The organism is Longimicrobium terrae (assembly GCF_014202995.1).
Taxonomy (GTDB): Bacteria; Gemmatimonadota; Gemmatimonadetes; order Longimicrobiales; family Longimicrobiaceae; genus Longimicrobium; species Longimicrobium terrae.
In genome coordinates, this window is the sequence record NZ_JACHIA010000007.1 from 157,157 (window position 1) to 170,220 (window position 13,064).

Sequence of the window (13,064 nt, forward strand, 5' to 3'; positions counted from 1 at the left end):
CCTGCGTGATCCGTCCGCCTTCTCCGCGGAAGACCGGATCGATCTCCAATAATACGAACGCCCTCCGCCGGGAACAGCGAAGGGCGTGCGATGGAGTGTTTCGATCGAGTAAAGACGCAAGCTACAGCGGCCGGCCGAACACCCGGTAGCGCTTGTACGGCGAGGCGCCGAGCTTGTCCATGGCCAGGCACATCTCGGGGTTGTCTTCCAGAATCCACGAAGCCTCGCCGGCCTCGTACCCCTTGCCCGACGCCACACGCAGTCCGTGCGTGTACAGCGCCGCGCCCAGGCCGGAATGCTGGTACCCGGGCTTCATTCCCAGCGTAAGCACGCGTACGGTGCGGATGCGGCGCTGGTGCCACAGGAACTTGAAGACGCCGAACGGAAACAGCCTGCCGTCGGGAAGGTGGCGGATGGCCCGGTTCAGGTCCGGAAGCGCGAGCAGAAAGCCGATCGGCTCGCCGTCGGGCTTTTCGGCGATCAGGCACAGGTCGGGGTCCACCACCGGCTTGAGCTCCTTGGCCAGGTGCTCGAACTCCGCCTCCGTCATGGGCACGAAGCCCCAGTTCCGCGACCAGGCGGCGTTGTACACTTCCTGAATGCGCGCCACCTCGGCCTTGAGGTCCTTCATGCGCACGGAGCGGATGGTGGCACCCATCCGCCGCGCCAGCCGCTCCATTCCCTGGGACAGGCGATCCGGAACGGCAGGGCTGGGAATCCAGTACGCCAGCAGATCCTTGGCCTTGGTCCACCCTGCGGCCTCGAACAGGCGGCCGTAGTAGGGCGGATTGTGCGACATCATCACCGTGGGCGGCGTATCGAAGCCGTCGATCAGCACGCCGGGCGAGGAAAACTCGTCGTTGGTGCTGAAGTTGAAGGGCCCCATCACCCGGTCCATCCCCCGCGCCCGCAGCCAGTCCGTGCACGCCTCCAGCAGCGCCCCCGCCGCGTCGGCGTCGTCCAGGCACTCAAAGAAGCCGATGGTGCCCGTGCGCTCGCCGTGAAAGCGGTTGTACTCGTGGTTCACCACCGCGGCCACGCGGCCCACCATCCGGCCCCCGCGCTCGGCGGCGAAGTAGGCCACGTCGGCGTGCTGGTGAAAGGGGTGCTTCTTTCGATCGAGGACCGGCTCCAGCGCCATGCGAAGAGGCGGAACCCACTGGGGGTCCCGCCCGTTCACCGTCCACGCGAAGTTCACAAAGGGCTTCAGGCTTTCGCCCGCCGCGATCTCGCGGACGGTGAGGCCCTGCCCCGCGGCGGGGGCGGCGGTGCTCACGCCGCCCCTCCCACGATGCCCAGCTGGCGGCCCACGGTGCCAAACGCGTCCAGCACGCGGTCCAGCTGCTCGGTGGTGTGCGTGGCCATGACGGAGGTGCGCAGGCGGCAGGAGTTTTCCGGCACGGCGGGGGGCAGCACCGGGTTGGTGAACACGCCCATGTCAAAGAGCGCGCGCCAGAAGATGAACGTCTTTTCCATGTCGCCCGACGCGACGGGGATGATGGGCGTCTCCGAGCCGACCGTGTCGAAGCCCAGCGCGTTCAGCCCGCCGCGCAGGTAGTCGGCGTTCTTCCACAACTGCTCGCGGCGCTGCGGCTCCTGCTCCATCACGTCCAGGCAGGCCAGAACGGTGGCCACGGCCGAGCCCGGCATGCTGGCGCTGAAGATGAGCGGCCGCGAGTGGTGCTTCAGGTAGTGGATGACGTCCGCCGGCCCCGCCGCCGCGCCGCCGATGCTGGCGAACGACTTGGAGAAGGTGATCATCGTAAGGTCCACCCGGTCCTGCAGCCCGTAGTGCTCCGCGGTGCCGCCGCCGTTGCGGCCCAGCACGCCCACCGAGTGCGCGTCGTCCACCAGCAGGCGGGCGCCGTACTCGTCCTTGATGTCCACCAGCGAGGGAAGGTCGACGATGTTGCCCTCCATGCTGAACACGCCGTCGGTGGCGATCAGCACGCCGTTGCTGTCGCGGTGCCGCTCCAGCACGCGGCGCAGCGCGCCCATGTCGCCGTGCTGGTAGCGGGCCAGCTCGCCCGCGGCCAGCTGCGCGCCGTCCAGCAGGCAGGCGTGGTTCAGCCGGTCCTGCACCACGAGGGCGCCGCGCGTCACCAGCCCGCCGATGATGCCCAGGTTGGTCTGGTAGCCGGTGCTGAACACCAGCGCCGCCTCGGCGCCCATGAGCGCGGCCAGGCGGTGCTCCAGCTCCTCGTGCAGATCCAGCGTGCCGTTCAGAAAGCGGCTGCCGGTGTTGCCGGTGCCGTACCGGGCCAGGGCGTCGCGCGCCTTTTCCAGGACGTACGGGTGATGGGTAAGCCCCAGGTAGTTGTTGGAGCCCACCATGATCTTGGTTTCGCCGCGGATCACCACTTCGGTGTCGTGCGATTCCTGGATCGGCTGAAAATAGGGATACAGGCCGCGCTCCATCATCTCGTGCGCGGCGGTGAATCGCCGGCACTTGTCGAAGATGTCCACGGTCTGCCGCACGGTCTGCTCCACGGTCGCCATCAAACCCAATCCTGTTCCCGGTACCACTGGGCCGTCCGCTGGATGCCCTCGGCCAGGGGAGTCGCCGTTCCCGGGGGGATCAGCGACTCCAGCCCGCCAAGGTCGCAGAGCCACGCCGGGGCCAGCATTTCTTCGGCTTTTTCTCGGTTGAACACGCCCACCCCGCCAAACCACCCGGCCACGGCGCCCGCGGCGCGCACGCCGGCGGGGGGCAGCGGCACGCGCACCGGGCGCGTGCCCATGGCGTGCGAGATGTGGCGCACCACGTCGCCCCACGGGTGCTCCACCGGCTCCGCCACCGCGTACGTGCCCGCGGGGGCGTCGGCCGCGCGCGCCAGGGCAGCGGCCAGGTCTTCCACGTACAGCATGTGCGTGCGCAGCTCCGGTCCCGCGGGTGCGGGGGCCAGCCTGCGCTTCACGAGCTTGAAGTAGGGTAGCAGGGCCCGGTCGCCGGGCCCGTAGACGGGCGGGGCGCGAAGGATGGCGGCTTGTACACCCCGGGCCGCGGCCTCGTTCACCACCGCCTCGCCCTGCAGCTTGGTGCGCCCGTACGTGGAGACCGGCTCGGGCGTTTCGTCCGCGCGGCGGGGGCGGCCGTGGCGCGCCGGGCCGCAGGCGGCGTAAGAGCTCAGGTACACCAGCCGCCGCGGGCGCGGATGGGCGGCCAGGACGGCGTCCACCACGGCGCGCGTGCCGTCCACGTTGGCGCGGCGGTACGCCTCTTCGCCCCGCGCGGCGGTGACGGCGGCCAGGTGAAACACGGTGTCCGCGCCGGACGCGCCCTCGCGCAGCGCGTCGGCGGAGTGCAGGTCGCCGCGCACCCGTTCCACGCCGTATTCCTGCAGCAGGCGCGTGTCGCTGGAGCCGCGCACCAGGGCCCGCATGCGCCACCCGTCCGCGGCCAGCCGGCGTACCAGGTGGCCTCCCACGAAGCCGGTGGCCCCGGTGATAAGTGCGGTTCGGCTCATGACGCGTGGAAATGTGCGGCGCGCCCGGCACCGGCGCAACGCGCGTGCAGGCTCGGGGTGCGGATACGAACAAGGAGGACCGGGCGTTGCGGCCCAGATCCTCCCTCCTGCCGACGGCCGGCGCAGATCACCCCGGTGTGGCCGCAAACCTAGTCGCGGCGCGGGGTTGTGTCAACCGCGCGGCGCGATTGGAGGCCATTCGCCTCCGCGCGGAGATCCCCACGCGGAGCCGTGGCGGCGTGCGGAAATTTGTCCGCGGAAACGGGGAAGAAAAGCCGCGAGACGTGGAGAAATCCCGGCGGACGAGCCGCGCGAGCGCCCGCCGGTCGGAGTCTTCTCCACCGGCTGCGCCGAGACTGGCGCATGAGACTCTGGCTCGTGCTGGACGGCCGGCTTTCGCGCCTCGTTTCGTATCAGAAAAGACAAAGGTCACGGAGCGTGCGTGCTCCGTGACCTCGGTCCATCAGTTCAGGGCGGAGGGATGGGGCCATCCCCGCTCCCCATCCGCCGGCGGATCAGGACCGCCGCGCTTCGATGCGCTCCAGGGCCTGCCGCGCCAGCCCGTGCAGCAGTTCCAGGTCCTGCTCGCTGAAGGACCGCGCTTCGGTTCCCACCACGCACAGGTTGCCCAGCACCTCGCCGGTGGAGGTCACCAGCGGAACGCCGGCGTAGCAGCGGATTCCCTCGTGCACCACCAGCGGGTTGTCGCGCACCAGCGGATGGGTGGTGGCGTCTTCGATGACGAGCGGTTCGCCCGTCCGCACGGAGTTGGCGCAGAACGACCACTCCACCGGAACGCCGCCGGCCTCCGCGATCCAGCCGGAAAGCCCGTGCTGCGCCGCAAACACCTGCGCGCTGTCCAGCACGATGGTCACCAGCCCGGTGGGCAGGTCCAGCCGCCGCGCGGCCTCGTCCGCCAGCTCCTGCAGAACCGGATCGGGGGCGGGGTTCTTGAGCCCCAGGTCGGCGATGGCGGCCAGCCGCGGCGGGCTCTGCACCTTCTCGAACGCACTCACGGAATCAGTCACGGATTGCTCCCCCGGTTTGCCGTCAGCAGGCGGTAGGTTCGCAGCCGCACCACCAGCGACGACCCGATCACCCCTACTACGCCCGTCTGACGCGCAAGCCATTCGGACACCTTCATCATGGCATCGGGCTCCAGATCGCGCGCGCCCACGGGCACGCCGCTCTCGCGGCAGGCGCGAATCCACACCGAAGCCGCCTCATCCGCGCCCACGCCGCGCGCCAGAAACGCCAGCGCGTCGTCCTTGGAGGGCGGCGCGAGCCCGTACCCCGGTACGGCAGTGTGCATGTTCAATCTTCCCCCTCTGAAACCTTCGCATCCTTCTATCAAGGTTCTAAAAGTAAGGGGAGAAAAGGACTGTGTCAAACGCTGCTACCGTAAACAGTATCAGATTTTACATCCTTCCGACCACCCTTTGCCCTGCATTCCGCCGGGTGCGATTATGGCTACGGAGGATGCCGGCAGGGAAGGGCAACGACGCGGAGACGGGGTGATGACGGATCAGACGCAGTTCATCAAGGTGCCGCACGTGGTGATCGTGGGCGGCGGGTTCGGCGGGTTGTCGGCGGCGCGGGCGCTGCGCAAGGCACCCGTGAGCGCCACGCTCGTGGACCGGCGCAACCACCATCTCTTTCAGCCGCTGCTGTACCAGGTGGCGACCGCGGCGCTTTCGCCGGCCGACATCACGGCGCCCATCCGCGGCATTCTGCGAAAGCAGCGCGCCACGGAGGTGCGCATGGCCGAGGTGCAGGGCTTTGATCTGCCGGCGCGCCGCGTTCACCTGACGTCCGGCGAGGCGCTGGCGTACGATTACCTGATCGTGGCGACGGGGGCCACGCACGCCTATTTCGGCCACCCGGAGTGGGAGCCGGTGGCCCCCGGCCTCAAGACGGTGGAAGACGCCACCGAGATCCGCCGCCGCTTTCTTCTCGCCTTCGAGGCCGCGGAGGGCGAGCGGGATCCGGAAAAGCGGGCCGCGCTGCTCACCTTTGTGGTCGTGGGCGCGGGACCGACGGGGGTGGAACTGGCGGGATCGATGGCCGAAATCGCCCGCCACTCCATGATCCGCGACTTCCGCAACATCAACCCCGGCAGCGCGCGGGTTGTGCTGGTGGAAGGCGGCCCCCGCGTCCTTTCCGCGTACGATGAAAAGCTGTCCGCCTACGCCGCGCGCGCGCTCACACGGATCGGGGTGGAGGTGCGGACGGGGGCGATCGTGACGGGGATCGACGCGGAGGGCGTGTCCATTGGCGAGGAGCGCATCCCGGCGCGCAACGTGGTCTGGGCCGCGGGGGTGACGGCGTCGCCGCTGGGCAAGGCGCTGGGCGTGCCCACCGACCGCGTGGGCCGGGTGATGATCCGCCCGGACCTGTCCATCCCCGGCCACCCGGAAGTGTTCGTCATCGGCGACCTGGCCAGCCTGGAAGGGCCGGGCGGGCGGCCGCTGCCCGGCGTGGCACAGGTGGCCAACCAGCAGGGCGTGCACGCCGCCAACAACATCCGCCGCCTGATCCGCGGCGAGCCGCAGACCTCCTTTCGCTACGTGGACAAAGGGAGCATGGCCACCATCGGCCGGCGCGCGGCGGTGATGGAGGCGGGGCGCGTCAAGATGAAGGGCTGGTTCGCGTGGGTGGCGTGGCTGGTGATCCACGTCTTCTTTCTGGTCGGGTTCCGCAACCGCATCCTGGTGATGACGCAGTGGGCGTGGAACTACCTGACTTGGCAGCGCGGCGCCCGGCTGATCACGGGCGAGACGGGGGCGGAGCTCGCCCCGCGCGGCAAGCCCATCGGCACGCCGGAGGGGCACAGCGAGCCCATGTCGGAGGGGCGGCCCGCCTCGCGCGACGCCGCCCTGGCCGCGGCGCAGGGGCAGACCGCGCCGTCGGACGGGGAGGGGGCGGGGTGGATGGGCGGGGACAGGAGCCAGGCAGGGAATAGGGAATAGGGAATGGGGAATAGGGGGGTGCGGCTCGGGCGAAGGATCCGGTGCGCGGGGGCGGAATTCGCCGGGCTCAAGGGACGGGGCGGCGCGTGAGATTGTCCCCGGCGGACTACGCGGCGCGGCTGGAGGTGTGGGCGCGGCGGGCGGGCGTTCGGGCGCGGGCGGTGCGATACGCGCGGCCGGAGGCGCGCGGCGAGGTGTGCGCCCTCCGACTCTCCCCGCCGCGGCCGGAGGCGCGCGCCGTGGTGGTGCACGGGGCGGGGAACGACGCCGTCTTTCCCCTGCTCGCGCTTTTCCGTACGCTGCTCTCGGCGGGTGTGGAGGTGTTCTCGTTCGATGTGGATGGGCACGGGCGCGGCAGCACCACGGTGTTCTCGGTGGATGCGGTGCGCGGCGCCGTCGCCGCGGCCGTGCGGGCCGCGGAGGAGGACCGGCCCGCGCTGCCGCTGCACCTGATCGGCCACAGCCTGGGCGGCGCGCTGGTGCTGGATGCGCTCGCCTCGAACTCGGTGGAGTGCGCGTCCGCGTCCATCCTCTCCGCGCCGGTGGAAGTGCGCATCGGGGTGCGGACGGTGTTCGGCGAACTGGGCGGATTCTTTCGGCGGGCGACGCTGGGGCAGCGCGCGGACTACGGATTGTGGGGACTGGTTCCCGCGTTCGGGCCGGTGCGGCGCGGCGCCTATCCCTTTCGCCGCGCAGACGCGGACGGGCGCAACTGGAGCTACGTGGCCGCGGTGGCCCGGCTGCTGGCGGAAATGGAACTGGAGCGCCGCGTGCAATCCACCCGCGCTCCCACCCTGCTGGTCTACAGCCACGGAGACGCACTGGTGCCACACGCGCAGGGCGCACGCCTGGCCGCCCGCATTCCCGCCGCGCGGCTCGTATCTCCGCCATCCGCCTCGCACTACGGGCTTCCGTTCGATCCCGCGACGCTGGCCGCGGTCGCGGAGTGGACGTCATCCCACGCCCTGGCGGCGCGATGAGCGGGGGAGAGCGGCCGGCGCCGCGCATCGACGTTCACGTCCACCTGGCCGGCGTGGGGACGGATGGATCGGGATGCTGGATCTCGCCCGCGTTCGAGAAGCGGATCACCTTTCGGCTCCTGCGCGCGCGGCACGGGATGTCGGCCGCGCGGCCCGCGGCGGACGCGGACTGGGCGGCGGACGTGGCGGAAAGGGTGCGCGGGAGCGAACTGACGCACGCCGTCGTCCTGGGCTTTGACGGCGTCTATCGCCACGGCGCGCTGGACCGCGGGCGATCGCAGATGATCGTTCCCGCGGACTGGGTGTTCCGCGTCTGCCGCGCGCATCCGGAGCTGCTTCCGGGGCCGTCCATCAACCCCCATCGCGCGGATGCGCTGGAGCGGCTGGAGGAGTGCATCGAGGGCGGCGCGGTGCTGATCAAGTGGCTTCCCGCCACGCAGGGCATCGATCCGGCGCACCCGTCGCTGGCCGCGTTCTACCGCCGCTGCGCGGAGGCGCGCCTTCCCATCCTCACCCACTCCGGCGGGACGGAAGGGACGTTCGCGCAGGTGAACCCCGCGCTCAAGGACCTGCGCCGCATGATTCCCGCGCTGCGGGCGGGGGTGCCGGTGATCGTGGCGCACACGGGCGCGCCGGTGGCGTACGCGCGCGACCGCGACCAGGTGCCGCTGCTGCGCGCCATGCTGGATGAGTTTCCGCACCTGTGGGTGGACAACTCGGGGATGGCCAACCCCGCGCGCTTTCAGCACCTGCCGCGCTATGCGCGCGATGCGCGATTAACGGCGCGCACGCTGCACGGGAGCGACTTTCCGGTGCCGTCCAACAGCTTCTGGTACGGCGGGGTGGTAGGATGGAGGGAAGTCGCGCGCCTGGAGCGCATCCGCAACCGCATGCAGCGCGACATCGAAATGAAGCGCGCCCTCGGCTACCCCGACGCCGTGCTCACCCGCGCCGCGTCCGTGCTCCCGAATCTGGACCGGTGGATCAGACGCGGCGCGTACGGGGAGCGGAGCACTCCGCCGCTCTGATGCGCGATGCGAGCGTCAGAGCGGCCCCGCGCCGTCGGGAGCGGATGAATCCGCCGCTCCAACAGCGGGAAGCCCCGACACCGGCCGCTGGCGCGTCCGGTTCGGGGCTTCAGCTGCACGTGGCGGCAATCCTGATGCGTTTGAGACGGTTGGAACGGGCGAAAGGTAGATCCTTCGTCGGCGCCAAGCACTTGCGTGGCAACAGTTTCGGCCGGCGCCTCCTCAGGATGACGCCCTCGGGCGCAGGGGCGGAGTTCCTGCCGTCAAGCGCGGTTGAAGCCCCGGGCGTGGACGCGCCAGCGGCCACGAGCCGGGGGTTACCGCTTGTTGAGCGGCGGATTCATTCGCTCAACGGAGCGGCTGCGTACCTCAACCGGGACGCGGTCGCGCACCGCACTCCGTCGCCCGCGCCGAACGGCTCCCCCTCTCCCGCGGAGCGGGCGGAGGGGGCTGGGGGGAGGGGGCCCCATCCGCGCGCACCTCGCCCCGCCGCTCACACGGAGTTGCCGTTCTCCCTCTCCGTGCGTCTGTTTGCACGGGGAGGGCCGGGGAGGGGCCTCCAAGGCCGGCCGCTCCGCCGGATCATCGGCCTGCGCCTGTTCCATCCCCCACCATCCACATCACCCATCGTCCCGTGCTCCGTCTCGCGTCCCTTCTCGTCCCGATCGCGGTCGCCCTGCTCCCCGCCGCCGCACCCGCGCAACTCCGGCCGCTGGAGCCGCTGGAGTGGCGGATGTTCGATGGGCAGCCGACGGTGTCCGCGGAGATCGGCGGTGGGTGGCTGGGTGGGCAGCGCGCGTCGCTGGCGGGCACGGAAGGCACGCTCGTGGAGGCGGGGAACTGGCGGGCGTTCTGGCGCACCGGCCGCGTGGTGCTGGAGGCGGGCGGCACCGTGCAGCGCTTTCTGGATGAGGATCGCCGCTTCGCCGAAGCCGATCCCGAAGTGCGTCCCGCGGAGGACGGAAAACGCCACGACGCGGGCGACTACCGCATCCTTACCGCCGTGCGGCTGACGCCGGAACGCGCCCCCGTGCAGGCTGCACTGCGCTTCGGCACGCGCCTGCCCACCACGGACAACACCACCGGGCTGGACCGCGACGCCACCGACTTCTTTGCCATGACCGCCTTCCGCGTGCGCCGCGGCCCCGCCGAACTGCAGGCTGAGGCGGGGCTCGGCATCCTGGGCACGCGGCAGGACCGCTTCGAGCAGGACGACCTGCTCCTCTACTCCCTCCGCGCGGAAACCTCCGCCGGGCCGCTGCGGCCGCGGCTGACCATCGTGGGGCAGCAGGTAGGCGCGGGGCACCGGGAAATCCGCGGCAACGAGTCGCTGGGCGAGGTACGCCTGGGGTTCCGCACGCGCGGGCGCCGGTGGATTCAGGCCGACGCGGTGCGCGGATATACGCCGTTCAGCCCCTCGTTCGGCCTGCTCGTTTCCGCCGGGATGCACTGGTAGGCCGCCGCGCCAACTCCGCGCCGCGCCTGCGGTTTTCCTCTCCGGCGAAAAGATCGTATTCAGGATTTCCGGCGTTCATGGTTTGTCCAGAATTCCGCGTAGCACGGCGGAAAGTGCGCTTTCCGGGCCCCTCTCAGATGGCATGCGTCCTGCCTTGCCATGCCGGGCGCGCCGCGCTGTCGCCCGGTGCGTTGGAAACGAGGACTTCGAAGGTGAACCATGGCGTTCCGGACCGAAAGCAGCGAAGATCAACGTCAGCCGCAGGCGATGCGCGCCTCGGGCAACGAACGGCGCTTTGCGCGGCGCATTGACTGCGACACGCGGCGCGACGCATATACCGGCTACACCGGCCGCGGCGGAGGTACCCGCGACGGCTCCCTATGGGAACACGCGCGCCAGCCTCGCACCTGATCTGACCACGGGGCTTCGGCCCCCTTTTCGTTTCTGCAGATCCCATGTCTCAGGCCATGAGCGAGCCCACGGCTCCCGCCGCGCAGTTCGATCCCGAACAGCTGCGCGTCAGCCGTCTGCGCGCGGTGCGCGGACCCAACTTCTGGCGCCTGGCGCCCGTCATTGCCTGCGACCTCACGCTGGGGTCGCTGGAAGACGTGCCCACGTCCGAGATCCCCGGCTTCAACGACCGGCTGCTGGCCGCCATGCCCACGCTGCACGAGCACCCCTGCTCGCGCGGCACCGAGGGCGGCTTCGTGGAGCGGCTGCGCGCCGGAACGCACCTGCCGCACGTGCTGGAGCACGTCGCGCTGGAGATGCAGACGCTGGCGGGAACCGATGTCTCGTTCGGCCGCGTGGTGGAAAGCGGCGATCCCGGCGTGTGGTGGCTGATCGTGGCGTACGAGGAGGAAGAGGTGGGGCTGCAGGCGGTGCGCGACGCCGTGAAGCTGGTGCGCGCCTGCATGACCGGCGCGGAGTTCCCCATTCAGAAGGTGACTGAGGACCTGCACGACCTGCTGGAGAACACGCGCCTGGGTCCCTCCACAGGAGCCATCGTAGAGGAGGCCCGCCGCCGCGCCATTCCCGTGCGCCGGCTGAACAGCCACTCGCTGGTGCAGCTGGGGCTGGGCATCAACCTGCGCCGCGTGCAGGCCGCCATGAGCGACTACACCAGCGCCATCGGGGTGGAGATCGCGCAGGACAAGGACGACACCCGCCGCGTGCTGGGGGCCATCGGCCTGCCGGTGCCGGAGGGCGGCGTGGCCAGCACGCTGGACGGCATCCTGGAGACGGCGCACGACATCGGCTGGCCGGTGCTCATCAAGCCGCTGGACGCCAGCCACGGCCGCGGCATCAGCGGACGGCTGGAGAACGACGAGCAGATCGCGGCCGCGTTCGAGGTGGCGCGCACCTATTCGCGCCGCGTCGTCATTGAGCAGTTCGTCACCGGGCGCGACTACCGCGTGCTGGTGGTGGATGGCAAGCTGGCCGCCGTCGCGGAGCGCGTCCCCGCGCATGTCGTCGGTGATGGGACGAGCAGCGTGGCGGAGCTCATCACCATCGCCAACCGCGATCCGCGGCGGGGCAGCGGCCACTCGCGCACGCTCACGCACCTTCCCGCGGACAAGGCGACGGAGACCTATCTGGCCTCGTGCGGACTGTCGCTGGCGCACGTGCCCGCGCCGGGGGAGACGGTGTTCCTGCGCGCGACGGCCAACCTGTCCACGGGCGGCACCTCCATCGACCGCACGGACGAAATCCATCCCGACAACATCACCGCCTGCGAGATGGCGGCGGGCGTGGTGGGGCTGGACATCGCCGGCATCGACGTGCTGTCGCCTGACATCAGCGTGCCGTTCCGCGAGAACGGCGCGGTGATCATCGAGGTGAACGCCGCGCCCGGGCTGCGGATGCACACGCATCCGTCGGAAGGGCAGGGACGGCAGGTGGGCGCGCCCATCATCGACATGCTGTATCCGCCGGGCTCGCCCTACACCATTCCCGTCATCGCCATCACGGGGACGAACGGCAAGACGACCACGACGCGGCTGACGGCGCACCTGTTCCGGCAGACGGGCAAGACGGTCGGCTTCACCACGACGGACGGCGTCTACCTGCAGAACCGCATGGTGATGGAGGGCGACATGACCGGCCCGTTCAGCGCCAACATCATCCTGTCGAACCCGACGGTGGAGGTGGCGGTGCTGGAAACGGCGCGCGGCGGCGTGATCCGCGCGGGGCTGGGCTTTGACGAGTGCGACGTGGGCGTGGTGCTGAACGTGAGCGCCGACCACCTCGGGCTGCGCGGCATCAACACGGTGGAGCAGCTGGCCGAGGTGAAGTCGGTGGTCCCCGCCGTGGTGAAGCGCGAGGGGCACGCGGTGCTGAACGCCGACGATCCGCTCGTCTACGCCATGCGCGACCGCAGCGGCGGCGACATCGTCCTGTTCAGCACGATGGCGGCGGGGGAGAACGCGCTGTTCGACGACCACATCGAGCGCGGCGGCATCGGGGCGCGCATCGAGAACGACGAGTTCGTCATCCGCCGCGGCCGGCTGCGCATTCCCATCGCCAGCGTGCGCGAGGTGCCGCTGATGATGGGCGGCGCCGCGCGGTTCCAGCAGCAGAACGTGCTGGCCGCCATCTGCACGGCGTACGTGCAGGGGGTGCGCTACGATACCATCCGCGCCGGCCTGCTCTCGTTCTTCCCGTCCCCCAGCATGACGCCGGGGCGGTTGAACATGGTGCGCCTGGGCGACGTGCGCGTGCTGATCGACTATGCGCACAACCCGGCGGCGGTGGAGGGGCTGGTGGAGATGGTGAACGAGCTTCCCGCGCGGATGCGCGTGGGCGTGATCGGCGCGCCCGGCGACCGGCGCGACGACGACATCCGCGAACTGGGCCGGCTGTGCAGCGGGTTGGACCGCGTATTCGTCAAGGAAGACAAGGACCTGCGCGGCCGCGAACCGCGCGAGAGCGCCCTGCTGATGATCGAGGGGCTGCGCGAGGGCGGCATGGCGGAGGATGCCATCGAGATCGTGCTGGACGAGTACGACGCCGTGGACCGCGCGCTTTCCGTCGTGGACGCGGGCGACCTGGTGATGATGCTGGCGGACAAGGTGGAGGGCGTGCTGAAGCACGTGCAGCGGCGGCAGGGGACGGCGTAGGCAGAGCAGGGAATAGGGAATGGGGAATAGGGAATAGGAACTGAT

General features: G+C 70.5%; 11 protein-coding genes. 6 read left to right on the forward strand and 5 right to left on the reverse strand.

Going from position 1 to position 13,064, the window contains the following annotated elements; genetic code table 11:
• Window positions 1–121: 121 nt before the first annotated feature.
• The 5 genes from HNQ61_RS29575 to HNQ61_RS13995 all read right to left on the reverse strand — a co-directional run bounded on the left by HNQ61_RS29575 (window position 122) and on the right by HNQ61_RS13995 (window position 4,779).
• Window positions 122–1,276 (reverse strand): GNAT family N-acetyltransferase, encoded by a 1,155-nt coding sequence (locus tag HNQ61_RS29575; RefSeq protein WP_170033946.1) that lies wholly within the window; start codon window positions 1,274–1,276, stop codon window positions 122–124.
• Window positions 1,273–2,499, reverse strand: a complete 1,227-nt coding sequence (locus HNQ61_RS13980; RefSeq protein WP_205761381.1) for an aminotransferase class I/II-fold pyridoxal phosphate-dependent enzyme — start codon at window positions 2,497–2,499, stop codon at window positions 1,273–1,275. Before HNQ61_RS13980 ends, HNQ61_RS29575 begins: the two co-directional genes overlap by 4 nt.
• Window positions 2,499–3,467: an NAD-dependent epimerase/dehydratase family protein gene (locus HNQ61_RS13985; RefSeq protein WP_170033948.1), complete on the reverse strand. Its 969-nt coding sequence runs from the start codon at window positions 3,465–3,467 to the stop codon at window positions 2,499–2,501. The genes HNQ61_RS13980 and HNQ61_RS13985 overlap by 1 nt, the downstream gene beginning before the upstream one ends.
• Window positions 3,468–3,982: 515 nt before the next feature.
• Complete coding sequence (locus HNQ61_RS13990) at window positions 3,983–4,495, reverse strand: GAF domain-containing protein (protein WP_170033950.1); 513 nt, start codon at window positions 4,493–4,495, stop codon at window positions 3,983–3,985.
• Window positions 4,492–4,779 carry a type 1 periplasmic-binding domain-containing protein gene (locus HNQ61_RS13995; RefSeq protein ID WP_170033952.1) on the reverse strand — a complete coding sequence of 96 codons (288 nt, stop codon included), beginning with the start codon at window positions 4,777–4,779 and terminating at the stop codon, window positions 4,492–4,494. The genes HNQ61_RS13990 and HNQ61_RS13995 overlap by 4 nt, the downstream gene beginning before the upstream one ends.
• 205 nt (window positions 4,780–4,984) lie before the next feature.
• Between HNQ61_RS13995 and HNQ61_RS14000 the strand changes: the two genes are divergently transcribed.
• The 6 genes from HNQ61_RS14000 to cphA all read left to right on the forward strand — a co-directional run bounded on the left by HNQ61_RS14000 (window position 4,985) and on the right by cphA (window position 13,019).
• A complete protein-coding gene (locus HNQ61_RS14000) occupies window positions 4,985–6,436 on the forward strand; it encodes an NAD(P)/FAD-dependent oxidoreductase (protein ID WP_170033954.1) in 1,452 nt (483 codons plus the stop codon).
• Window positions 6,437–6,522: 86 nt separating this feature from the next.
• A complete protein-coding gene (locus HNQ61_RS14005; RefSeq protein ID WP_170033956.1) occupies window positions 6,523–7,416 on the forward strand; it encodes an alpha/beta fold hydrolase in 894 nt (297 codons plus the stop codon).
• Window positions 7,413–8,444 carry an amidohydrolase family protein gene (locus HNQ61_RS14010; RefSeq protein WP_170033958.1) on the forward strand — a complete coding sequence of 344 codons (1,032 nt, stop codon included), beginning with the start codon at window positions 7,413–7,415 and terminating at the stop codon, window positions 8,442–8,444. Before HNQ61_RS14005 ends, HNQ61_RS14010 begins: the two co-directional genes overlap by 4 nt.
• Window positions 8,445–9,078: 634 nt before the next feature.
• Window positions 9,079–9,900, forward strand: coding sequence for a hypothetical protein (locus HNQ61_RS14015; protein WP_170033960.1), 822 nt, complete (start codon window positions 9,079–9,081; stop codon window positions 9,898–9,900).
• A gap of 219 nt (window positions 9,901–10,119) precedes the next feature.
• Window positions 10,120–10,311, forward strand: coding sequence for a hypothetical protein (locus HNQ61_RS14020; RefSeq protein WP_170033961.1), 192 nt, complete (start codon window positions 10,120–10,122; stop codon window positions 10,309–10,311).
• A gap of 44 nt (window positions 10,312–10,355) precedes the next feature.
• Window positions 10,356–13,019, forward strand: a complete 2,664-nt coding sequence (gene cphA, locus HNQ61_RS14025; protein ID WP_170033963.1) for a cyanophycin synthetase — start codon at window positions 10,356–10,358, stop codon at window positions 13,017–13,019.
• Window positions 13,020–13,064 lie beyond the last annotated feature (45 nt).